The organism is Candidatus Thiodiazotropha sp. AKIB8 (genome assembly GCF_058244675.1).
The window spans coordinates 48,325-70,316 of the sequence record NZ_JBSYOO010000051.1 but is presented as its reverse complement, the minus strand read 5'-3'; the positions used below and the strand labels follow the sequence as shown (position 1 = coordinate 70,316).

The 21,992-nt window shown below is 47.1% G+C and carries 24 protein-coding genes; 5 read left to right on the top strand and 19 right to left on the bottom strand.

Annotated elements, in window-relative coordinates; all coding sequences use genetic code 11:
• Positions 1-32 precede the first annotated feature (32 nt).
• The 14 genes from AC4IFB_RS18630 to dsrA all read right to left on the bottom strand — a co-directional run bounded on the left by AC4IFB_RS18630 (position 33) and on the right by dsrA (position 12,752).
• Entirely contained in the window at positions 33-353 is a 321-nt protein-coding gene (locus AC4IFB_RS18630; protein ID WP_490780979.1) for a HesB/IscA family protein, read from the bottom strand.
• Positions 346-1,761, bottom strand: coding sequence for a cobyrinic acid a,c-diamide synthase CobB (locus tag AC4IFB_RS18625; protein WP_490780978.1), 1,416 nt, complete (start codon positions 1,759-1,761; stop codon positions 346-348). The genes AC4IFB_RS18630 and AC4IFB_RS18625 overlap by 8 nt, the downstream gene beginning before the upstream one ends.
• A 166-nt stretch (positions 1,762-1,927) precedes the next feature.
• A complete protein-coding gene (nrfD, locus tag AC4IFB_RS18620; protein WP_490778851.1) occupies positions 1,928-3,115 on the bottom strand; it encodes an NrfD/PsrC family molybdoenzyme membrane anchor subunit in 1,188 nt (395 codons plus the stop codon).
• 22 nt (positions 3,116-3,137) lie between these two features.
• Positions 3,138-3,890 (bottom strand): sulfate reduction electron transfer complex DsrMKJOP subunit DsrO, encoded by a 753-nt coding sequence (dsrO, locus tag AC4IFB_RS18615; protein WP_490778852.1) that lies wholly within the window; start codon positions 3,888-3,890, stop codon positions 3,138-3,140.
• A gap of 2 nt (positions 3,891-3,892) precedes the next feature.
• Complete coding sequence (locus tag AC4IFB_RS18610; protein ID WP_490778853.1) at positions 3,893-4,369, bottom strand: sulfur reduction protein DsrJ; 477 nt, start codon at positions 4,367-4,369, stop codon at positions 3,893-3,895.
• An 8-nt stretch (positions 4,370-4,377) separates the two neighbouring features.
• Positions 4,378-6,324: an NAD(P)-binding protein gene (locus tag AC4IFB_RS18605; protein ID WP_490778854.1), complete on the bottom strand. Its 1,947-nt coding sequence runs from the start codon at positions 6,322-6,324 to the stop codon at positions 4,378-4,380.
• Positions 6,325-6,409: 85 nt separating this feature from the next.
• Positions 6,410-7,951 (bottom strand): sulfate reduction electron transfer complex DsrMKJOP subunit DsrK, encoded by a 1,542-nt coding sequence (gene dsrK, locus AC4IFB_RS18600; RefSeq protein ID WP_490778855.1) that lies wholly within the window; start codon positions 7,949-7,951, stop codon positions 6,410-6,412.
• 28 nt (positions 7,952-7,979) lie between these two features.
• The gene (locus tag AC4IFB_RS18595; RefSeq protein WP_490778856.1) at positions 7,980-8,702 is read right to left on the bottom strand and encodes a respiratory nitrate reductase subunit gamma; all 723 of its coding nucleotides are present in this window, start codon (positions 8,700-8,702) and stop codon (positions 7,980-7,982) included.
• 77 nt (positions 8,703-8,779) lie between these two features.
• A complete protein-coding gene (locus AC4IFB_RS18590) occupies positions 8,780-9,112 on the bottom strand; it encodes a TusE/DsrC/DsvC family sulfur relay protein (RefSeq protein ID WP_490778857.1) in 333 nt (110 codons plus the stop codon).
• 43 nt (positions 9,113-9,155) lie between these two features.
• The gene (tusB, locus tag AC4IFB_RS18585) at positions 9,156-9,461 is read right to left on the bottom strand and encodes a sulfurtransferase complex subunit TusB (protein ID WP_490778858.1); all 306 of its coding nucleotides are present in this window, start codon (positions 9,459-9,461) and stop codon (positions 9,156-9,158) included.
• 15 nt (positions 9,462-9,476) lie between these two features.
• Positions 9,477-9,887, bottom strand: a complete 411-nt coding sequence (gene tusC / locus AC4IFB_RS18580; protein ID WP_490778859.1) for a sulfurtransferase complex subunit TusC — start codon at positions 9,885-9,887, stop codon at positions 9,477-9,479.
• 15 nt (positions 9,888-9,902) lie between these two features.
• Positions 9,903-10,295, bottom strand: a complete 393-nt coding sequence (gene tusD / locus AC4IFB_RS18575) for a sulfurtransferase complex subunit TusD (RefSeq protein WP_490778860.1) — start codon at positions 10,293-10,295, stop codon at positions 9,903-9,905.
• Between the two features lie 40 nt (positions 10,296-10,335).
• The gene (gene dsrB / locus AC4IFB_RS18570) at positions 10,336-11,406 is read right to left on the bottom strand and encodes a dissimilatory-type sulfite reductase subunit beta (protein WP_490778861.1); all 1,071 of its coding nucleotides are present in this window, start codon (positions 11,404-11,406) and stop codon (positions 10,336-10,338) included.
• 101 nt (positions 11,407-11,507) lie between these two features.
• Positions 11,508-12,752 (bottom strand): dissimilatory-type sulfite reductase subunit alpha, encoded by a 1,245-nt coding sequence (gene dsrA, locus AC4IFB_RS18565; RefSeq protein WP_490780977.1) that lies wholly within the window; start codon positions 12,750-12,752, stop codon positions 11,508-11,510.
• 455 nt (positions 12,753-13,207) lie between these two features.
• Here dsrA and AC4IFB_RS18560 point away from each other — a divergent pair, with 455 nt between their 5' ends.
• The 4 genes from AC4IFB_RS18560 to AC4IFB_RS18545 all read left to right on the top strand — a co-directional run bounded on the left by AC4IFB_RS18560 (position 13,208) and on the right by AC4IFB_RS18545 (position 15,289).
• On the top strand, positions 13,208-13,384 hold the full coding sequence (locus AC4IFB_RS18560; RefSeq protein ID WP_490778863.1) for a sulfur relay protein DsrC: 177 nt from the start codon (positions 13,208-13,210) through the stop codon (positions 13,382-13,384).
• Positions 13,385-13,414: 30 nt separating this feature from the next.
• A complete protein-coding gene (locus AC4IFB_RS18555) occupies positions 13,415-14,125 on the top strand; it encodes a hypothetical protein (RefSeq protein WP_490780976.1) in 711 nt (236 codons plus the stop codon).
• Between the two features lie 13 nt (positions 14,126-14,138).
• Complete coding sequence (gene cas6 / locus AC4IFB_RS18550; RefSeq protein ID WP_490780975.1) at positions 14,139-14,798, top strand: type I-MYXAN CRISPR-associated protein Cas6/Cmx6; 660 nt, start codon at positions 14,139-14,141, stop codon at positions 14,796-14,798.
• 146 nt (positions 14,799-14,944) lie between these two features.
• The gene (locus tag AC4IFB_RS18545) at positions 14,945-15,289 is read left to right on the top strand and encodes a TusE/DsrC/DsvC family sulfur relay protein (protein WP_490778866.1); all 345 of its coding nucleotides are present in this window, start codon (positions 14,945-14,947) and stop codon (positions 15,287-15,289) included.
• Between the two features lie 70 nt (positions 15,290-15,359).
• Here AC4IFB_RS18545 and AC4IFB_RS18540 read toward each other — a convergent pair whose 3' ends face one another.
• Together AC4IFB_RS18540 and AC4IFB_RS18535 are read right to left on the bottom strand one after the other, a co-directional pair.
• On the bottom strand, positions 15,360-16,034 hold the full coding sequence (locus AC4IFB_RS18540) for a Fe2+-dependent dioxygenase (protein ID WP_490780974.1): 675 nt from the start codon (positions 16,032-16,034) through the stop codon (positions 15,360-15,362).
• A gap of 9 nt (positions 16,035-16,043) precedes the next feature.
• A complete protein-coding gene (locus AC4IFB_RS18535) occupies positions 16,044-16,445 on the bottom strand; it encodes a hypothetical protein (RefSeq protein WP_490780973.1) in 402 nt (133 codons plus the stop codon).
• 75 nt (positions 16,446-16,520) lie between these two features.
• Here AC4IFB_RS18535 and AC4IFB_RS18530 point away from each other — a divergent pair, with 75 nt between their 5' ends.
• Entirely contained in the window at positions 16,521-16,838 is a 318-nt protein-coding gene (locus tag AC4IFB_RS18530) for a hypothetical protein (RefSeq protein ID WP_490780972.1), read from the top strand.
• Positions 16,839-16,899: 61 nt separating this feature from the next.
• Here the strand turns inward: AC4IFB_RS18530 and AC4IFB_RS18525 are convergent, their stop codons facing one another.
• The 3 genes from AC4IFB_RS18525 to AC4IFB_RS18515 all read right to left on the bottom strand — a co-directional run bounded on the left by AC4IFB_RS18525 (position 16,900) and on the right by AC4IFB_RS18515 (position 21,865).
• Positions 16,900-17,289 carry a hypothetical protein gene (locus AC4IFB_RS18525; RefSeq protein ID WP_490778870.1) on the bottom strand — a complete coding sequence of 130 codons (390 nt, stop codon included), beginning with the start codon at positions 17,287-17,289 and terminating at the stop codon, positions 16,900-16,902.
• Between the two features lie 80 nt (positions 17,290-17,369).
• The gene (locus AC4IFB_RS18520; RefSeq protein WP_490780971.1) at positions 17,370-20,270 is read right to left on the bottom strand and encodes a LysM peptidoglycan-binding domain-containing protein; all 2,901 of its coding nucleotides are present in this window, start codon (positions 20,268-20,270) and stop codon (positions 17,370-17,372) included.
• 1,031 nt (positions 20,271-21,301) lie between these two features.
• The gene (locus tag AC4IFB_RS18515; protein ID WP_490780970.1) at positions 21,302-21,865 is read right to left on the bottom strand and encodes an ankyrin repeat domain-containing protein; all 564 of its coding nucleotides are present in this window, start codon (positions 21,863-21,865) and stop codon (positions 21,302-21,304) included.
• Positions 21,866-21,992: the final 127 nt, after the last annotated feature.

The following is a 21,992-nucleotide window of genomic DNA, read 5'->3' as shown; positions in this document are numbered from 1 at the left end:
GCTTCGAACTGCGGCACAGAAGGCCGCTAGTTCTATTGCACAGGCTCTGTTGGCGGTGAGTAATTGCTATCCTTAGGGTTCATAAATATAAACTGACTCTCACCATCATTCAGTTCGGCAAAGTCCATGATTGTTTCATCTAACAGTGGGAAGTATTCAGGAGACATAATGATATTGATGCCTTCCGAATCAAACTGAATATCCTCTTCACTTGCGTCATCGAAGCCCATCAGGTAGTCGAAACTGCCATCGTCTTTACGCTGTGCCGCAAAACGAAGTGCCATACCTTCAGTACCGCCCATTTTTGCCGCCTGTAATATCTGTTCCGCTGCTCGAGGTGTAATTTTAAACATCGGTCACCTTTAATTTGCTGCTTGCGTTTTTTCTGCTCGCGACCAGCGCCACAAAACGCGCCACCCAGTCGTTGCCGCCTACACTACGTCTATGGGTATAGCTTGCCAGTAGATTCTTGTAGACGTAACCATCATTATTGCCATTAATACCGTAGCCCCGTTCCACTTTATAGGCGAAATCTTCCTTGTTCGCTTCCAACCCAACTAACGATGAGTAGTGAAATTCATGGGCATATATTGTCTCTTGTTGGTGATCCCCCAATTTAGGCCAAGGGGTTCTTCCTGTCTCACTCAAACGCACATAGCCTCTCCCTTGGGGCTTTTCATGCATCACCGTATCAGCCGGTATCACACCTGCCATTCTACATTTTTTCCCCTGCCAGGTAAGACTTCTGGTCAAATATATCAATCCACCACATTCCGCATAGACTGGACCTTCATTCTCAATGAATTTGGCAATCGCCTGTTGCATGCAGGTATTGTTTTGGATTGCATCCATGGTAGTTTCCGGAAAGCCACCACCTAGAAATATTCCATCAACATCAGGTAGTTCCGAACCTTTCAAGGTATTAAATTCTATCAATTCGACACCCAATGCCCTGAATCTGTCGAGGTCATCGGGATAGTAGAATCCAAATGCTTCATCCCTTGCAAGACCGATTTTCAAACCACTATATCTGCGACCAGAATTCAATGGAGATTGTGTGGGAGGGGACTCTGCTTGTTCTGAGAGATCTGCAATATCAATAAAGCGGTCTAGATCCACCTGATCGTTTACTGCTTTTGCCAACCTGTTGATCAGTTTTTCAGAACTCTGCTGCTCATTACTGGGAATCAGCCCCAAATGGCGCTCAACAATCTGCAAACCGCTATCTGCCTGAACAGATCCCAGCACGGGAATATCCGTATAGTGCTCTACCACCTGTATTAGTTTTGACTGATGCCGACTGCCGCCTACCTGGTTTAATATCACGCCCGCAATCCGGGTTTCTGAATCAAATGCCTGATACCCCAACAAGAGTGGCGCTATACCACGGGTCATACCCTTACAGTTGATCACCAACACCACGGGTGTCCCCAGGTGAACCGCCATAGCTGCGTTACTATTTGAACCCTCTAAATCCACACCATCAAATAGACCTTTATTGCCTTCAATCAGCGCCAGGTCACTACCCTGAAGTTGTTGCGCATAACTGCTGAGGATTTCATCTCTGCTCTGAGTGTAGAAATCGAGGTTATAGCACGCCTTCCCTGCAGCAGCTGATAACCAAAGAGGATCAATATAATCTGGTCCTTTCTTGAAAGGCTGGACTCTCATTCCGCGATCAACCAAGGCGCGAACAAGCCCTATCGAGAGCGTTGTCTTACCCGATGATTTATGTGCGGCAGAGATATATATTGCAGGCACTGTTGATCTACATCTTATTCAAAGCTGGGAATATCCTACCCTGTAACGAAAAAATCCACCACCGAAGCACTCGATGATGGATTTTTTGTTGGCCTCTTATGATGATTGCAACAGGCCATGAATAGGATGTGAAATTAGGCCTACATCCATGAATTTTCAGTATGACTTAATCTTCCAGGGTCTCTGGAAAGACCTTGAATACCCGCGCGCCCACTGCAACCATTGCCAGGGCAACCGCGATTCCGGCAACGCCCAAGGCCGCCTCAGGTAGAGTAGGCACATAGCTCATTACCTGACCATCGAAGAAACCACTCTCCACAACTTCTTTGCCAGGAAAGAGATTCATAGGATAGGCCTGCCCACCGATCACAATGACATAGATCTGAAAAAATCCACCAATCAGTACAGCAATCGACGCTGCAGCAATCGCCCAGCGAGATTTTTCAAATGCAGGAGAGTAGATCAGGAAAAGCGGTATGATACTGCCAATAAAGATCTGTCCAATCCAAAACATCTGGGTATAAACACCGCCATCCAGAAGGATGAAGCGTTCAATACCATGATGCTGAGTAATATAGAGATTGGTCAGGTTATAGGCCAGTGTGAAGTAGAGTACCGCACCTACAAATACACCCAACAGGTTTTTCAGTTTAGCGAGACGAAAATCGCCAAGCTCACGATCACCCCAGACATATGCGGCGATCAAAGTGATGATAAAGAATGCCAAACCATAACTGAACGACATGATGACGAACATTGGCGCCATAATCGCAGCATCGTAGGCCTCGCGAGCAACCAGAAAACCGAAAATCGATCCGGTACCAGTAGTCAGTGCGATACGCCAGAAGAAAGCTGCGAAACCAACAGTTCGTTTATATTTACTTACTGTGCGATCCATCATGGTCCACAAATAGACACCAACAATCGCAAAAAATCCGGAGTATAGAATTACGTTCCAGGCGAAAATCGATTTAAAGTTGTACTCAGTCATCGCCACAATCAGACGATCGGGACGACCCAGATCAAGTACCAAAACCATTAAACCGCCAGCCAGTAATCCGATTGCCAGCAGAGCAGAGTAGCGGCCCAGCGGCTTATACAGCGGCCCACCAAATACAGATCCTATCGAAGCTACATTAAGTGCACCGGAAGCGGCTACTATCAGGAAGATAGCGAACACATGAGGCAGTCCCCAAACTATTTGGTTGGACATGCCGGTCACCCAGTGGCCGTTATGCTCCATGTAGAAGGCAGCGCCAAGGCCAATGGCGATTATAGTGCCCAGCAAAGCCAGGCCCGACCAGAAACGCACTGGTGTGCCGCAGTAGAGTTCGCGGTAATACATCTTACTCATTTGAATCCTAGCTCCCCTCAGATCACAGGTTGAGATAGCGCACGCCGGTATTCAACTCGAGGTCGGCCCGGATCTGTACTGAGTTAGTGGATTTGAGCTTCTTACTGATCTCACTGTCCGGATCTTTTAAATCACCGAAAATGATGGCAGCGTGGCCCTCTTTATCACAAGCTTCCTGACAGGCTGTCTGCATCACACCACTATCGACGCGATGAACACAGAGTGTGCAGGATTCAACACATCCTTTGCCTCGAGGTGCATTGACTGATTGGTCAGACAGAGCCTCATGAACGAAGGATCGTGCTTTGTAAGGACAGGCCATCATGCAGTAACGACAACCAATACAACGATGGCGATCTACCAGAACGATACCATCCACGCGCTTGAATGAAGCATTGGTCGGACAGACATCGACACAGGGTGGATGTTCGCAGTGCTGGCACATCATGACCATACGGCTTTCATTACCGGTCAGCTTGTCTTTCAATTTTACCGGACGAATCCAGACAGCGTCTGTATCAGGTCGGTCATGCCCTTCCAGGCCATGCTCATCGTTACAGGCATCGACACAGGCAGAGCAACCGTCAGCACACTTGTTGCTGTCGATCAGCATTCCCCAACGGTGTTCTGCTTTGGCCCCAGCAGATCTCTCATCACTGACGGATGCTGCATGAAGAATCACACCAGGCGCGATTGTCATCGCACCAGTTGCTGCTATGGCACCACCGATCATTTTACGGCGATCCAAATTCGGCTGGTCACACTTATTACTCATAATCAGTCTCTCTGAGTCCCAGCTGGCAGTTTAATATCAAGACCAGCATGCGGATCTGATTCACCTGTGTGATGTCCTAGTTTTGCACCCTTGGCTTTATCATCAGGGGTAGTTCTATGGCACTGAAAACAGGCTGGGGACACCGCAACATAACCATGACACACTTGACAGAATTCACCCTCATCGGTAACAGGAACTGATTCTCCCTGTGCATTCTTTGAAGCATGACAATCTATACATTCGGATAGACTGTATTCGAGACCCCGTACACCATCTCTAACGGTATCGTCTCTGCCATGCTTGAGGAAATCCATGTGATTTCTGCGTATCAAATCCGTTGGCGCCACACAGCTTTTAAGTGAAGCAGCTTTCGAATTTTCGGCTATTAACCCACTCTCTGCAAAGGCATGCATGGCAGGTGCAAAAAGCACCGCCAGCAAAACCAAGAGAGCGCTGTTGCTGATGAGAGAACTACGCATCTCAGCTCCTATTCACCTAGCCCCATTTGGATATAACCAGTTGGGCAGACATCAGTACATACATGACAGCCGATACATTTATTGTAATCAGTATCGACATAACGGCCAGTTGTAGTTTCGTTACGCTTGACGCGGAATACAGCATCCTGCGGGCAGAAGACAACACAGTTGTCACACTCGAAGCACATACCACAACTCATGCATCGTTTTGCCTCATCCTGAGCCTGTTCCTGATTCAGGCCACTCATACGCTCCTTGAAGTGATGCAAAACTTCCTCAGAGGAAGGAACATCTTCAGAACGCAACAGTCTAGGCGTAAAAGCGAAGTGCCCAAGGAAAAGATCATTCGCAGGTACAACTTCCTGACGTGAACGATCCTCGTAGTTGTGCACTGCAAATTTTGCAGAATTGGTGCCACGCATATCGTCTTCTTTCTTGTCAAAAGACTCTGGCGACATATTGGCTTCTTTCAGCTTATCCAACAGGTCGAAGTGGTGTACATCGACTTTCGGACGTTTTGCCATAGTCTTCTTGGTCAGATAGGCATCGATGCTTTCACAAGCGATTGAAGCCTGACCGATAGCGGTGGTCAGCAGATGAGGACGAATAATATCGCCCGCTACAAAGTGACCCTCTTTACCTGGAACCTGGTAGAACTTGTCCGCATCGATCAGGTTACGGTCATTGGCCAAATCTTCCAGCCCATCCATATCTGCACTCTGGCCGATAGCGGAGACGATCAGGTCGGCTTCCAGCACACGCTCGGTTCCCTCGGTGGGGATTGGAGTCATGCCGTCCATGGTGCAGTCACATACTTTAAGTCCAGTGGCGCGACCATCATCACCAAGAATCACTTCCAGAGGCATTACACCATCCAGAATCTCGCAGCCTTCGTGCAGCGCGTCATGAATCTCATGTTGAGCCGCAAACATCTTGTCTTTGGTAAACAGTGAGGTCAGGGTCGCAGCTGCGGGCTCAGCACCTTCAGCAAGCGCATCATCCTGACTCATGGTGACATCCAGAACGATATCTTCAGGATTGCCTGCCGCAGTGTTGGTACCGAGACGACGGGCGACTGAGATGACATCGATAGAGGTATCACCACCACCGATACAGACCACACTCTTGGCAGTAACTTTCATACGGCCTTCATTGAAAGCCTTCAGGAAAGCAACACCGGAAACGCAGTTTGCTGTACCTGCCCAACCATCTATTGGCAGATCACGGCCATTCTGACATCCAAGTGCCCAGAGAATCGCATCATGCTCTTTCTCAATCTCAGCAACAGGCACGTCAGAACCAATTTTTACGCCGGTTCTGGCTTCAACACCCATATCGAGAATTCGTTGAATCTCAGCCTGCAGCTTATCGCGAGGTATACGATAGTTGGGGATACCATAACGCATCATGCCGCCAAGTTCGGGATCCTTTTCGAATACCGTAACAGCGTGACCCAATTTGCGAAGCTGGAAGGCTGCCGCCATACCTGCAGGACCACCACCGATTACTGCAACCTTCTTACCGGTATCAGCACCAGGGGTGAATTTGAAGCCTTTCTCAATTGCAGTGTCACCGATGTACTGCTCAACCGAGTTGATGCCGACAAAATCTTCAACCTCATTTCGGTTACAGCCATCCTGACATGGCGCCGGGCATACCCGACCCATCATTGATGGGAATGGGTTGGCCTCTGCAGCACGTTCGAAAGCGTACTGCTCCCAATCCATACCTTCAGAAGGCTTCTCCTGCTCACGCACAATAGCCAGCCAGCCACGGATATCATGACCGGAGGGACAACCTCCCTGACAGGGTGGTGTGCGATTGATATAGGTAGGGCACTTATAGGAGGTATCTTCACGGAAGATCTTCTCACCCCAATCATCCCACTCGTTTTCGCCATCTTCATAACGGCGCCAAGTAATCTGGTTTTTCATCTCTTCACTAGGAGTTGACATATTCAGTCTCCTTATAGAACTTATCTTGGTCGTGCCCTACACAATGCAGGGATCTATGTTGCGCTAGTATTTGTATATTTGTGGTCTATTCGTCATCATCATCTTCGCCATAGCCTGGGGCTTCCTCAGGTGGCGTTTTTCTGTTCATAACAATGGCATTACTTACCAATTGGTGAACACTGACGATCTGAAACATGTCCATCCCGTAATAAGGAAACACCTTGGTGAACTGGCTTTTACAGATTGCACAGATTGCAGCCAAGTGAGTTACCCCCTTCTCTTCCATGATATTCTTGAAGGCTGTCATACGAGGTTTGGCCCCTTTGACTCGCACTTCCATCAGATCATCGGTCAACAGGCCACCACCACCACCGCAGCAGAAAGTGCGTTCATGGATGGTATCCCACTCCATGTCGTGATAGTTGTTTACCACTGCCTTGATAACCTTACGGGGAATCTCGAACTGTCCACCAGGCTTGTCGCCCATACGTGAAGCTCGAGCCACGTTGCATGAATCATGAAAGGTAATCGACATTTCGTCATTTTCAGACTTGTCGAATTCCAAAGTACCCTGCTCTATCTCGTTAAGAGTAAACTCACAGATGTGCTGTGGTACTGGATAGTCAGGATCAAGAAAATCGAATGGTCCAGCCAGTGTATTCAGAAAACTGTATGCAATGCGCCAAGCATGGCCACACTCTCCGAATACAATGCGTTTGACACCTAATTCCAGCGCTGCCTCGCGTATTCTCAGGGATACCCGACGCATATTCTCGTAGCTGCCGATGAACATCCCGAAGTTACCAGCCTCCGAGGCTTTGGTACTCAGAGTCCAGCTTACGCCAGCTTCATGGAAGACTTTGCCGTAGCCAATAAGGCCATCCACGTGAGGTTCAGCAAAAAAGTCTGCTGATGGTGTAACCAGCAGGATATCAGCGCCTTTAACATCAAGTGGGTACTTAACCGCCACATCCGTCTCTTCCCAGACATCTTCCTCAAGACCTTCGAGGGTGTCTTCGATGGCGGGTCCTGGCAAGCCAAGGTTATTACCGATCTTATGTACTTTAGCAATAATTTCGTTGCAGTATTTCTGACCCACACCAATGGAATCGAGTATCTCTCGAGCCGCCATGGATATCTCTGCGGTATCTATGCCGTAGGGACAGAAAACAGAACAGCGTCGACATTGCGAACACTGGTGAAAGTAGCTGTACCAGTCATCAATAACTTCATCAGTTAAATCTGCTGCGCCAACTAATTTCGGAAAATACTTTCCAGCAAAGGTGAAGTAGCGACGATAGACTTTACGCAGCAGATCCTGACGACCTACTGGCATATTCTTCGGATCCTGGGTACCAATAAAATAGTGGCACTTGTCGGTACAAGAACCACACTTCACACAGGCATCCATGAATACCTGGAATGAGCGATAGCGACTCAGCAGGTCACCCATCTTATCGATGGCGACCTCTTTCCAGTTCTCTAGCTTTTCACCAGGAAATCCCAAGGGTTCCTGATGGTCAGGCTTGGCCACAAAGCATGTTATATGCTTCATGGTATCCTCTACCAGCTCAGGAACCTCGATAAATTCACTCAGTTCCGGTGTTTCAAACTTAGCACCAGCCATTTGTAACCCTCATCGGCCAAGCGACAACTTAAGACTCTTCAAACTTTTTCGCCCATTCAACCAGGTGACGTCGCTCGCGCGGATTATCAACTTGATTTCGTGTTGGGCTGAAAAAGATACCAGGGATGTGTAACAACTTGCTGAACGGCAGCAAAATCATCAACACAGCAACCAGTGAGAGATGTATCAATAGGATAGGATCCATCGGGAGGTCGCCCCCACTCAAGGTCCAGAAGCCTGTAAAAAACTGTTTAACCGCGACCACATCTGTGTGCACTACAAATGTCATCGTAGCACCACTCATACCAATAACAATCAGTATTAGCAGCCAGAGATAATCAGAAGGTGATGAAATGTAGCGAACACGATCCACAAAAATTCTACGAATCAAGAGTCCAGCCAATCCAGCAACCATCGCAAATGCAGCATACTTCCCAAACGGCTGTATCAGCTCTATAGGAAGCCATACCGGTTCAATAAAGTAGCGCAGATGCCTGAGTAAAACGAGGAACAATCCGAAGTGGAACAACCAGGAAAAAACCCAGGTCCACTTTGTGCTCTTGAACAGACTCTCAAAGAGTACAACTTCACGAAACAGTCGAAAAACAACTCCGGTCTGGGTCACAGGTGCCGGCGTTGTAGGAATCTTTAATGGTGCAGGTGTCTTGGCATACTGGACGATTTTTCTCGCCAGACCAATTACCAGAACGATGGTCGCTACGATAAACAGCAACGCGTAGACAGATGACATGTTCCTGCGTTCCTCAAAAGTTGATCAGATCACTGGTGGGTGGATAAAATATCCACCCACCACGTGCACTTGGTTTCTTAGATACAGCCAGTCGGTTTAGGCAGACCAGCGAAACGGCAAGCCTGCTTACCAGGACCATAAGGAAACAGAGAGTAGAGGTACTTGGAGTTACCCTTTTCCTTACCCAGTTTTTTACCTACAGCTTTGGTCAGAACGCGAACGGCCGGAGCAATCTGATACTCTTCATAGTACTCACGCAGGAAGTTGATGATTTCCCAGTGTTCACTAGTCAGTTCGAGGTCATCTTCTTTTGCCATAACTTCGGCAACAGCAGGCTCCCACTCACCTAAGTTGGTCAGGTAACCTTCTTCATCAGTCTCGAAGGACTTACCATTTGCTTCGATAGCCATATTTTCTCTCCAAATAACGTTACAGAGTTGTTCAGTAAACTAATCAGACCCAAGCTTGCACTTTGTCGTTCTCTGCAGCCAGAGCAACAAACTTGGGATAGTCCACGATTTCGATACCATCAATGACCTTATCTTCTGAGACGCCGCGCGCCTTAAGGTCTGGGCCAAGCACATAAAAACTGACACCGCTTTTAGCAGAAACTTTGTCAGCTATAGATGAACCCTTGATAGCACCATAGATAGCGTCTTCATACAGCAGGACGGAACTGCCATCTTTGGCATACGTCAAACAACTGTCCATGGAAGACTTCTCAAAAGGTGATTTATTGACTGTGTGTAGTGTGCTCATACTCTTTACTCCTACTTAGAAGCTGAACAAGATATCTTGTTCATCCATGATGTCCGCAAGTTCAGCACGGCTCACCACTTTGATTGAGTCCTTTTCAGCCCAATCATCGTCTTCATCTTCATAGGTGAGAGGCATCAAATCATCCAGAGTCAAACCACGCTCCTCCAGTGACTCTTTCTCAACGTAAAGTTTAGTTACGTCGTAGTCACCCAGAGCCTGATAGGTTGGGGAGAAATTCTTCATCTCAACATCAGAAGTATCCTGCCCTTTTACCAGTTGAAACACACCGTCATCGAGGAAGGCCAAATGGACATCCTGATCAAATGCAGCCCCAATCAACACAACTTCCAGTGACTCCCAGGCATAGATAGTGCCATAGGGTGCACGGCGGTTGATGTACATGAATTTTTTTATCTGTTCAGACATCTTCAACCTCTACAGTTAGTCACCGAAAACTACCAGCCGATCTGACTGGACGCCCGCTTCGATCAATTGACCGAGACCGGAAATACGAAAGTTGTCAGCAATATTCTGCGCATCTTTTCCATTGCGCTGCATTTCGCCTTCATCAACGATCCCACGACGTTGGGCTGCTGCGACACAGACCACCATGTCGAGATCGTATTTTTTCGCTAACTCGCTCCAACGGTTGACGATGTTACGATCGTCCTGGGGCGGAGTAGTGAGATTTGTACCGTTGTTCACGCCGTCGTGATAGAAGAAGACACGCATTATTTCGTGCCCTGATTCCAACACTGCCTTTGTAAACTGGTACGCAGAGTCCGTTGCTTGATGCTGGTACGGACCTTCATTTACCTGAATCGCAAATTTCATCAGAATGACCTTCCTGTTACTTATTCAATGCCAACCGTTATTAGAAACGGATATGTGCAGAAGCATTGAGGTTTTCACGACCACCACGCCAGTTATCAATGTGATACTTGGTGAATGGAAGACCAGTCTTTTCGAAGAACTTAGGCCAGCCAATGCGATCAGCCCACTCTCCAATACGCTCCCAATCTTTGGCGTCTGCCTTATAAGCACTAAGGATCTGTTTGACGACCTCAGAAACTTCAGGCCAGCGAGGAGGATTATTAGGTACACCTGCAGCAACCAGCTTATGGAAAGTTGGTTTGGAACGCGCGTTGGAGTTCTTACCACCTACCCAGATTGCAAACTTGGAGTGCTCAGGATCATTGATCTGCATTGGAGGACAAGGCGGAAAGCAAGCACCGCAACAGATACACTTCTTCTCGTCCACTTCAAGAGAAGGTTTACCATTTACCATGGCAGGACGGATAGCAGCTACCGGGCATCGCGCTACAACTGAAGGACGCTCACAGACGTTTGCAACCTGAGTGTGATCGATCTTAGGTGGCTTGGTATGCTGTATATTGATCGCGATATCACCCTGGCCACCGCAGTTGATCTGGCAGCAGGAGGTGGTGATACGTACACGGTTAGGCATCTCTTCTTTAGTGAACTCATCATAGAGATCATCCATCAGCGCCTTTACAGCACCAGATGCATCAGTACCTGGGATATCGCAGTGCAACCAACCCTGGGTATGAGAGATCATGGAGACAGAGGGTCCAGTACCACCGATAGGAAAGCCTTCAGCATTCAGCTTTTCGATCAAAGGCTCTACTTTAGCGGCATCACTGACCATAAATTCGATGTTGGAACGAATAGTGAAGCGAACATATCCTTCAGCAAATTCGTCAGCAATATCCATCAGCTTGCGGATCGTGTAGAGATCCATCTGACGCTGAGTACCGGCACGCACTGTCCAGATGCCATCGCCACTCTTGGCAACGTGATGAAGAACACCAGGACGCAGGCGTTCATGCCAAGCCCACTGGCCATAGTTCTTCTTCAGGACGGGGTGCAAGTAGGGCTCCATCTCTGGAACACCACTCTCGATCGGCATACGAGGTTCCGACATACCTACCTCCAAAAAAATAGGGTAATTGATTCGTTTTTAGGGGCATCCGGGCGAACCCGGTGCCCCCCATGCAACCTGCTGTCAGTCAGCAGTAAACAGAATTATTGCGCAGCTTTACGCTCAGCCCACTTGGCCGCTTCTTCATCCCAACCGTCCATACGGACATAAGGATTCATACGCGGACGCTCGATCATATTAGGATCGATCTCCAGGCCTACGCCTTCAAGGAAGTTGACCAGACCGATTCGTTCGATCATCTCACCTGTACGCTCATGTTCGAGTGCGTTTTCAGCAAAGAAATCGAGAATCTCAGTAGCCAGCTCACCCAGCTCTTCGAAGTCATCATCAGACTCAAGCTTCATGAAAGGTACGATTACAGTGCCCATCAGATCGCCGATCTTCAGAGTACGCTTACCACCGCACAGCAGGGATACGCCTTTATCGTCACCAGGAGAGAGCGCTTTGGTCATTACATTAATACAGTGCATGCAACGTACGCAGGAGGGGTTGTCCACAGCCAGGGTATCATCATCATTCAAAGACAATGCCTGAGTTGGGCAACGGGTGATAACGTTATCGATGACGTACTTGCGGCCCTTTTCGCCAACGAATTTCTTAACTTCGTCCTGATCGACTTTCATATCGTCGCGCCAGGTACCAATAGTAGCCAGGTCAGCGCGCTGAACAGAGTTCATACAGTCGTTAGGACATCCGGATACCTTATATTTAAACTTATAAGGCAGTGCAGGACGGTGCATATCGTCAAGGGCGTTGTTGACCAGCATGCGCATGGTACGGCCCTCATCGAAGCAGGAGTTTTCACAGCGAGCAGCGCCCACACAGGACATACCTGTACGTACAGCTGGACCAGCACCACCAAGATCAAAACCCATCTCGTTGATCTCGTCAAACGCAGGTTGTACGTTGTCGGTAGAGCAACCCTGGAACATGATATCGCCTGACTGACCGTGGAATGCAATCAGACCAGAGCCATACTTTTCCCAGATATCACAGAATTTGCGAATGGTATTAGTATCGTAATGCATGCCTGGAGGAGGCATAACACGAAGGGTGTGGAACTCTGCACAAGCAGGAAACACAGCTTCGCCATCATCATTTTTCAGCTCGGTAAAACGGGGAATGATACCACCGCCGTAGCCGATAACGCCCACGGTGCCACCTTTCCAGTAGCCTTTGCGGGTTTCGTAGGAAGTCTCTAGCTGACCCATCAGGTCAACCATCATGTCATTCTCTTTGGCGAGGCGCTTGAGGCCGGTGACAAATGAGGGCCAAGGGCCGCTCTCCAGCTGATCAAGCATGGGGGTATCATGCATCTGTTTTGCCATCAATGTTTCTCCCAATGGTCGTTTGTCCAGGTCGTCAGCATTTAGCTCATCCTAATTATTCTTGGCTGATAACCAAGCAGTAGAGTTTTGCCAACTGGCCTGCAATCTTAACCTCACAGGCAGGGCCTGCTACTACTGGGACGCAATTTTAGGGATTCCTAATGCAGACCTATATCCTTCCAATGGGGGGTAAAGGGATAGAATCGACTATCCCAAAAGGGATAGATAAAACCAGATCTGTTTAGGTCATATATATGCAATCTATCTATATTTATTGTAAACACAGCAAGTTATAAACTATTACCAACATAAGATCGTGATTTAATATCCCCCTTTTTCTACAGGGATAGCTTTATCCCTAGTTATTGCAAAAAGGGACTTGAACCCACATCTAGCTTAATGTTCAATAGTAATAACTGACCATTTTACTAAGTAATTAAACGGACACAAAATAGATGCTGTACCTGAGCGAATTGATGATGCAACATCCAGAAGTCGATAGCTTCGAGCAACTTCTGGATACCGTGAAAGCGCGTTCAAAGTCGGAGGTATTTTTTCGAATCGACGTAAAACCGCCCTTTGCCGATACGCCCGAGAATTGGGAGGATCGCCTTGAAGCGGCCTTCACTTGACCACACCAAACCTTAACTGAGTAATGATCTGTGAAGTATTTAGAATCAGAAACTTTTGTCGGTGATAACGATAGTGCCGAGGATGCAGTCAAATCGAGTCAACTACTTGAACTTCGCCTGGCTGAAAAACGTGAAGAACTCGCAACACTCAATGCTGACGCGTCATTGGAAAAACGCCTGACGATAGAAATTGAGAGCTGCTATATCCTGCTCGACCTGGATCGTAGTGACGAAGCCTGGCAGATTGCCAAAAAGGTTTTCGACGAAGCGCTAGCGGATGAACTCTGGCTTACAGCGGTTGAGTCCTGCGACATTATTTACCAGGCCGAGAAGGATGACGCAATAAAAGCGCTTGCCCATGGCATCTGGTTGGGAGTTACATTTCCCGTCGACCCAGAGCTGAGTGTCGCCATGCTGCAGCATCTTATAGATGAGACACCTGATAAATCTGACGGAGGGGCTGTGGCTGCTGCCACGGCCTGTTATTTAATCGATTTACGTGCCGAAGGCCAACAGCAGGAAGATCTGAGGTTTTTCACCAATCAGCTTATGGGTCAGGTAGCCAGGCGCCACAGTCAGGTCGAAGAGCAGGAGATATTCGATTTCTGGGTTGAACGCATGGAGCTTGATGATCCCGGTAAATTCCTGCCTCGCCTGGCAACGGTGCTGGATGTGATTGTCGATAATGACTGGTGGTACGACAAGGATGAGTTACGCGCTAAAATCCCCGCAGATGTTTGAATTGGAGCTGTAGATGTTCTGGCAGGAAGAGGTAGATGAAGATCGTTTCGTTGTCCCTGACAATGTCTTGGATCTGATCTTTAAAATTAAGTGCCCCACACTTCCAATAGATCATGCATGGGCGCTTTCCCAGGCGATTCATCAAGCCCTCCCCTGGTTTGCTGATGAATCCAATGCAGGTCTGCATCTGATCTATGGTGCAGATTCAGGCAATGGCTGGGAGCGTCCCTCTGGCAGTGGTGACCTGCTCTACCTCTCCCGACGCACCCCCTTTATCCTGCGCCTGCCGAAAGCACGTATCGGTGACGCAGAGAAGCTTTCGGATCAAATTCTGGATATTGATGGCTCAAAACTGGAAATCGGCGAAAGCCATACCCGACTGCTCAGCATGACAACCACACTCTATTGCCGCCATCTGGTCGTAGAAGAGGGTCAGTCTGAGGACGATTTCATGGAACAGTCTGTCAGCCAGCTGAAAGCACTCAATCTCAGATTCAAAAAGGTACTCTGTGGTAAAGGGGATGCCTTTCAGACCCCTGAAGGAGCAATACTCACGAAGAGCCTGATGGTCGCCGGACTCCCCCTGGGGGACGCGATTACTCTACAGGAAGAGGGTATGGGTTCATTACGCAATCGAGGCTTTGGCTTGTTTATACCACACAAGACTGTTTAAGATTACAGGATGCGCACTCACTGTTTCTCAGTGATCTTTGCCGGACTCAATGTCGAAGCATGCGCCCTGACCATTAGGCCAGAACCGATAAACACTGAATAATAGTTATAGAGGCCGAGTGCCTCGTGTTTTAGTAGGAGAGATCAATGTCATATGAAGTAAATGGTAATACAGTTGAAGCCGATGCGAACGGTTATCTGGTCAACCAGACTGACTGGAGTGAGGACGTCGCCAAGGTCATCGCGGAATCGGAAGGTGTCACCCTTTCAGAAAAAGCATGGGAAATCATCAATTTTCTGCGTGATGAGTATTTGAATAACGGCGGCAATCAGCCCAACGAACGTAACATGGTCAAGCACTTTAAAGGTGTCTGGACAGACGAAGGCAAGGTTGATGCAAAAGCGCTCTACATCCATTTCCCCATGGGCCCGGCCAAACAGGCCAGTAAAATTGCCGGCCTGCCAGAAACCAAGCGTAAAGGCGGTTACTAAGCCAAGTTGCACTTTGTACTGAATTTACACAAGGGTGCGGTTTCGCCGCACCCTGTTTCTGGAAATATTTCTACACATCACTCCACATGCGCAGTAAATTTGCGTAGGACTTATCGACCAGCCCTGTGGTAGCTTCCTGAGACCTGTTTAGCAGCAGATCCTCTCTTGCCTGGTCAAGCTCATAGAGCAGTTCTCTCCTGGCCGGATCCCGTACATAACTTTGTATCCAAGCCAAGGCGACCAACCGCTCCCCCTGAGTAACCTCAGCAACATGATGAAGACTGGAAGAGGGATAAATCACAGCGCTGCCCGCGGCTAATTTCACCCGTTTCTCACCAAAAGTGGTACGAATAACCAACTCACCACCTTCATAACTATCTGGATCGCGTAAAAAAACCGTCATTGAGACATCACTGCGAAAGCGTTGACCACTGATCCCCATTAACGGGTCATCAACGTGATCACCATAGGTCATCCCCGACTGGTATCGAGCAAAAATCGGGTCGGCCATGCGATAAGGTAATACTGCAGAACGAAAACTTTGATTTTGCCCCATTGCGCTGGTGAGGATCCTTATCAACAGCTCCATCTGCTTTTGGCTGCCCTTCAACTCCTGATTGTTTTTTACTCTCTTTGCCGCCATACCGGCGGTGAGCCTACCGTCGACAAATTCAGCCTCTGATAGAATTTGATCGATCTTTTGCAGTTGAGCCGACTCAAGCAATCTGTCGATTTCCAATAACATCTAAAACTCCTATATTGACTCTATAGCGGCTTGCATAACACTATCATCCACAGGAAAGGTAAGCACACTATGTATTGCATAGCGAGCCTGTACTTTTTCCAGGCGCTGCAGATACTCTGTATCAATGAGCACAATAATCTTTGCTTCAATATCATAACGCTGCAAGGTCGCCAGCAGTGATTCAAGATTACTCACACGATCCCTGAATTGGGGATCAGAATAGAACTCCGCTACCACCACCTTGGGGCGATGTCTCTTCAGCCATGCCTGAGCTTTACGAACAGAGTTGACCATCTCTACCCTATATTTCAAGCGTTGGTACAGCGGGACGAAATTGGGATAGCCACCCAATTCAACAATAGCGAGTAATTCCTGATCTTCCATACGCTTGATTTTACCTTCGTGAGACACGATGATTAGCAGATGCCCTTAGACTTAAAAATCTGCAGGCAAATAGCTTTTTTTACTGACTTATAAGTTTACATCATGCAACTAAATCTTATTATCGATGAATGGTCAATGGACCTGGATATTCCCGATGGCTATATTGAAACCATGGGTGACTCATTTGAAAAAATGGACAGGGACATGGACAAAGGATGGCAAATCGGCCAGAAATGGACCAGAAATCCCAACGCAACTCAGCGCTGCCAACTGGTGGCCGGTAAGCTATTGACTGCACTAGAAACGAACAATGAGCAGCTGGCTATAATGATGGGAGGTTACATTGTATCCCGCATGAACGGGGTAAAACGGATTATTATCGATAATACCGGCGAACCGGAAGAGACAACTTTTGATTAACTGGTAAAGTCTCCGGTCAACTCGAAACTTATACACCTAAATACTATAGGTTCAGACGATATTACTCCTTAAACATGAGCGAATAGGGGCCAGGGTTCTTGCTATGAGCTAAGACGATTGCTTCATTTCGTTGAAATGTTACTTTCTTATGAATATTGAAAAACAAAGGAGGCACAAAAGAGACTGCATGAACAACTTTATCGTGATCTGTAAACACCATTAATGTCCAGCGTTCACCGTAATAGTCATCATCATCAAACATTTTTTGGCCAATATGCTGATTAATGAATCTACCCGATTCACCACCGTGAAAAACATGCACTTCATCCCAGTTAAAAGTTGTTACGTCTTCAAGCCGATAGGTCGCACCTTGAGGCCCTTTTTGGGAAAACAATGATAATTTGTCAAGAACTTCTGATGAAAATATATATGGTAATTCTTTCGATGTCATACTGTTGTCACATCCTGCTATCAGACCTACTGTCAGACCAAATATCAATATTCTGATTACTTTTGCTACTCTATGCATATTCAATTAGATCCTGTATCCACCCATTCCGGCGGTGTTAGAGTACCATTTATCGGCCCATCATCTGCCTCTCCTGTTTGACCTACTGCGACTTGATCACTGTAAACAAGCTCACCATTACTATCAATCACCACAGCCTCCCCGTTGATAATCGCATTGTGGATCAACCCCGCTAATTCTTGTGGGGAGGCTTCTGGGTTCTCCACAGCAATGCGACGACCGAGTTCATTATTGAAGAGATCCATAGCCTCCCTATCTGCTTGATTTCCTGGCACCCCTTCATGGGCGGTTGCAAAAGACTCCGCAAACTCAACACCAAATTCTTTGGTTAGCATAGCATTGTAGAATGCGTGCCTCATGGCATCATTGTGGCCATCCTCGCGCCCAGGAACATAATTACCTTTTTCATCATGAGGAGGAAATTTCTGATCGGCGATCTGGTAGACATTGATTTCCTGGTCAGTGCCTTGTGGGTTAACGATATCGTTGAATGTCTTTACTGCAAAAAAACCATCACGATTATACAGCTCCTGAATTAAACCTGTCTCTGTTCTAGTCCTATTTCGCAAGGTCGGAACTTCGATATTGGTAAACGGCACTCTCTCGACAGTAAATGGCCCGACTTTTACCTCTAGCTGCCATTCAGGCAACATCTCATCATCAGCAACTTGATACTGTTCGATAATATCACTCGTTGGCTTACGGCCATCTATCTGATCTGTAGCAGCAGGCACGTTTCCTTCTTGAACCTCAGTGCCAGGTACTGAGACATCGGTTACTGAACCGGTAGAACTTGATGAGCTGTCACTGTTTGTTGGCGTTGAAGTTGAATCGGTCATCGATGTTGAACCCGATCCCGATAAACTGCCTGAACCGGCTGGAAGTGATGTAGAGCTACTTTCCGTTGAAGAGCCTGATCCTGGTGTCGATGTTGAAGTGTTGGCTGGTAACTCCTGTGTTTCCACCTCGGCAACCTTAATCGGCCCTTTTTCAGTTCCTGGCAGGTAAACAGTGTCACCGGCAAATATTAAATCGGGTGCTATCAGATGCTCGTTATTAAGTTCAACCATCTCTTCAAAGGAGACATTGTGCTGCTGGGCTAAATCCCAGAGGTTATCCCCATCTTTGACTGTCAGCTGATCATATCGTTGATATTCCAGGGTTGGATTGGTTCGGCCCGTCTCGTCCATCGCGCCACTACTGCTGTCGTGTGATCTTATATAACCGGCGTACACATAGCCTGAAACAGGTTGGTCGTTTACGTCAGTTCCTTCCACAGGTACCCATTGATTACCATCAAAAGCAGTTACGGCTTCCCCTGTCTGCCTGAGGAAAGTGCCATGCTGAAAAACGGATGTTCTTTTACCCATCGGTTCATTCCTCAGGGTAAGGCCAGCTTCAGGTTCGACTACCAGGGTTTTGCCATCGTCGACAGGTTGCTTCACTGGCGCAGTCTGTTGAGGGGCAATTGTGTTGTGTTGCATGGTAGTGACGTCGTCAACACCCGCCTCTACGATAACGGTTGCTTCCAGTTCATTCCCCTCACCAAACTTGAACTTGAAGCCACCCTGGGTTGCAAGCCCACTGCGCTCAATTTGCTGAAAGGTAGTTTTCAGTTCCACTCCTGCAGCGCTTGCGGCAGCAGTGACATCACCATTTGCCAACATGCTCAAAGCTGGACCAGCCTGCTCCGGGTTATTGATTTCAAAATTGGCTACTGTTTTGTTGCTATCACCACGGGAAGCATCCAACACACCTTGAGTGTGCCATTCAGCAGAGGTTTCAACACTGATTCGATCAGGTGCACCAAAACCATCGCCTGTCACAAGGTCATACTCTGGTACTACTCGACCACCAACCGGGCTTGTGGTGATATCTCCAGCGGGTAGATCGTAATGGGCACTCACCTCGATACGAGCAGAACCGATTTCCAATCGATTCTGAAGCATCACACCTGCGTCAAATTGGTTAGTTGGTATCGGATCAAAGGCAAGCTTTTCTTTTGCAGAGGCACGAACATCACCCGACACGGTATAGGTTAATTCTCCCGGTTTTCCATCCTCAGGTAACTCAACCCTTCGCGTGACTTCTATTCGTGGATCCAGACGCCCTTCACCTTGAACCTGAAAAGGCAGAAACAGCTGTGGCGCCTGTAACTCCAACGCAGCGCGCCCCCTGACACCCAGGGTAGTTTCATAAGCTGATACGTGGCCTTGTAAAAAAGCCATATCCTCTCCTGACAGGCCCACGGCAGCAGTTGTAACCACACCGGGAGAACCGCTCTCCGTAAGCGGATTTGCAACAGGATTTGCACCAGCGCCGGAGAGTACACCTGCGGCGCCGGAAAGATCTGATGCAACGTCGGCAACTGCCAGGCGTTGCAGCAGCTTTGTAGCTTGAATAGCTTCATCACGATTAGCAAAGGTCATTTCCACCCTATCAGCAGTTTGCAGACCCTCCTCAAACTTCAATGGAACATAAGGTATAGATACTTTTTGGGTAAAAGCTGCGAGAGACTCTTTATCCAGACTCACTCTGTATTCAGCATCTGCCCCTTCACCCAACTGGGTTACTTCAATATCACCACCCAGCTGACCTTTTAAACCAATTTGTATGTTTCCTTTGACTTCAGCAGTCACCCGCATATAGAGCTTGTCGCCATCGCTGTTTAGCTTATCGAAAGCTTCGTCGACCTGAACTGTTTTGACACCATCAGTTGCTGCCGCCAAAGTATCATCAACAATCTTATCCGCTTTGTCTGTAACTGAAGATGAAACCTCTTCAAGACGCTGAGTGCCGTAACCTGTACCCTGACGTGTAGCATCACCACCATGCCTGCTGTTATCTCCGAGTGCGCGATCCAGCGCGGAAGGCAAAGATTTCAACCGTTCTTCAGTTGTCATCTCATCTGATTTTGAACTTTGTGATTTTGCAGCAGGTGAATTATCACTATTTGACTTATTACTACTTGTACTTGAACTATTTTTGGAATTGGAAACACTATCGACCATGACAATACCACTCCAGAAAGAGATAGGTGATTTGATATGGTTGAAGGGTACAGGTGGTTCCCTATTGCTGTAATACGAAATAACCCTAGCTTGCAGAATATTTCATCTAAGCTGAACAGCAAAGACATTAATCTGTAATATTATTGTCATAATGCCAGCGAACCGGAAGAGACAATTTTGATTCAGAGGTGTAGTTACAGATCTGAATATTGCTGATATCCAACAAGGTAACATTCAAATCTATTCAGTACAGACGACACGGCACAGTAATATTTTTACCATATTAAAGTGCCGTTATATGATGAGAATACGCTGATCAAAATAGTGATAATCGATGAGTCACAAAATTTATATCGACAGACCAGTTCTGATTAAAAATATTTTCCAAACTTTTTAAATCTGGAACATTCACCATGCTTGCGATTGAAAGATTCAAGCTCTTGTTTGGTGTGAGTACGAAATCTATGTTTTTTATGACTCGTACAGATCGCTTCTTCCCAATTTTGAACAAATAACATAGCTTTAGCGTCCATAAAATGCAGCATAGTCACTCCCTGAGATAGATTTTAAGTTAAAACCTTAAGCAACATCTGAATTTGATAGGGACGACATTTTGCAGCAAAAACAGATCAAATCATGGCATAGATAAGAGATGATATGAACCGCAATTGTGAAGTGCAGAATAGCGTTAATACTACAACAAGATGTCAATCCATGACTTGTTCAGAGGTTTCTTAATCAATTGAAACAGATAGGCAACTTCGATAAGTGACTGGTAAACTTTTCTCAAAAAATTCAGATCGCATTTATCAAAGAGATGACTACCGATTGTACAAGGAAGAGTATAGACCCTGATGACACTTAACTATTGATTTTATGTATTTTTTTAATAGCCACTGTTTATTAAAATAGTCAATAGTTTCCTATAATTTCTGGGGGTGTTCGAAAACAGTTAGTGCTGCTTTATTACCGCTTTCCCTTGCGATATCTGCGGCTGTCAAATCCTGGGAGTTCTTTCTGCTCATATCTGCACCATGTTCTAACAGCTTTTCGATAATCGCAGGATTATGGTTATATCGCGCGGCTATCATTAGTGCGTCTTCGTTATTATTAACCAACTGGCTGATATCTGCACCCAGTTCAATAAGCTTATCGATTACCTCTGGGGTTGAACTATACCCCGCCGCCCCGGTTAAAGGCGTACCCATAAAAATTCCGTCAGCTTCATTGATCTCAGCACCACGGGAAACAAGTGCCTCGATTATCTCTGGATCCCTTACGACCATAGCCGCCCACATCAACACACCGCCATTTCTATTACCTGGCTCTAACGCCTCATCAGGAACTTCATCAATAGACGCAATGGTCGCAGTCTCCCAGAAGCCTTGTGTGCTGTATTTTCTATGCGGATTTGAAACTTTGAGAAAGACCGCAAAAAGTATAACGACAACTAAAGCGATCAATAATTTTGGATTTACGGAACTCAAACTACTTCCCTATATTCTACTTCAGACTTAAGTCACATCAGGTAAAACACTCATCCAAGCAGATTATCTTACAAAATGAGTCGATTCAAGGCGAGGATCGCACGTAAATGCCCAGCTATTGCGAAGA

Bases quoted from the DNA above. Each gene is read 5' to 3' on its own strand.
- AC4IFB_RS18630 (WP_490780979.1), bottom strand. From the start codon at position 353: ATGTTTAAAATTACACCTCGAGCAGCGGAACAGATATTACAGGCGGCA.
- nrfD (WP_490778851.1), bottom strand. From the start codon at position 3,115: ATGAGTAAGATGTATTACCGCGAACTCTACTGCGGCACACCAGTGCGT.
- dsrO (WP_490778852.1), bottom strand. From the start codon at position 3,890: ATGAGTAATAAGTGTGACCAGCCGAATTTGGATCGCCGTAAAATGATC.
- AC4IFB_RS18610 (WP_490778853.1), bottom strand. From the start codon at position 4,369: ATGCGTAGTTCTCTCATCAGCAACAGCGCTCTCTTGGTTTTGCTGGCG.
- AC4IFB_RS18605 (WP_490778854.1), bottom strand. From the start codon at position 6,324: ATGTCAACTCCTAGTGAAGAGATGAAAAACCAGATTACTTGGCGCCGT.
- dsrK (WP_490778855.1), bottom strand. From the start codon at position 7,951: ATGGCTGGTGCTAAGTTTGAAACACCGGAACTGAGTGAATTTATCGAG.
- AC4IFB_RS18595 (WP_490778856.1), bottom strand. From the start codon at position 8,702: ATGTCATCTGTCTACGCGTTGCTGTTTATCGTAGCGACCATCGTTCTG.
- AC4IFB_RS18590 (WP_490778857.1), bottom strand. From the start codon at position 9,112: ATGGCTATCGAAGCAAATGGTAAGTCCTTCGAGACTGATGAAGAAGGT.
- tusB (WP_490778858.1), bottom strand. From the start codon at position 9,461: ATGAGCACACTACACACAGTCAATAAATCACCTTTTGAGAAGTCTTCC.
- tusC (WP_490778859.1), bottom strand. From the start codon at position 9,887: ATGTCTGAACAGATAAAAAAATTCATGTACATCAACCGCCGTGCACCC.
- tusD (WP_490778860.1), bottom strand. From the start codon at position 10,295: ATGAAATTTGCGATTCAGGTAAATGAAGGTCCGTACCAGCATCAAGCA.
- dsrB (WP_490778861.1), bottom strand. From the start codon at position 11,406: ATGTCGGAACCTCGTATGCCGATCGAGAGTGGTGTTCCAGAGATGGAG.
- dsrA (WP_490780977.1), bottom strand. From the start codon at position 12,752: ATGGCAAAACAGATGCATGATACCCCCATGCTTGATCAGCTGGAGAGC.
- AC4IFB_RS18560 (WP_490778863.1), top strand. From the start codon at position 13,208: ATGCTGTACCTGAGCGAATTGATGATGCAACATCCAGAAGTCGATAGC.
- cas6 (WP_490780975.1), top strand. From the start codon at position 14,139: ATGTTCTGGCAGGAAGAGGTAGATGAAGATCGTTTCGTTGTCCCTGAC.
- AC4IFB_RS18545 (WP_490778866.1), top strand. From the start codon at position 14,945: ATGTCATATGAAGTAAATGGTAATACAGTTGAAGCCGATGCGAACGGT.
- AC4IFB_RS18540 (WP_490780974.1), bottom strand. From the start codon at position 16,034: ATGTTATTGGAAATCGACAGATTGCTTGAGTCGGCTCAACTGCAAAAG.
- AC4IFB_RS18530 (WP_490780972.1), top strand. From the start codon at position 16,521: ATGCAACTAAATCTTATTATCGATGAATGGTCAATGGACCTGGATATT.
- AC4IFB_RS18525 (WP_490778870.1), bottom strand. From the start codon at position 17,289: ATGACATCGAAAGAATTACCATATATATTTTCATCAGAAGTTCTTGAC.
- AC4IFB_RS18520 (WP_490780971.1), bottom strand. From the start codon at position 20,270: ATGACAACTGAAGAACGGTTGAAATCTTTGCCTTCCGCGCTGGATCGC.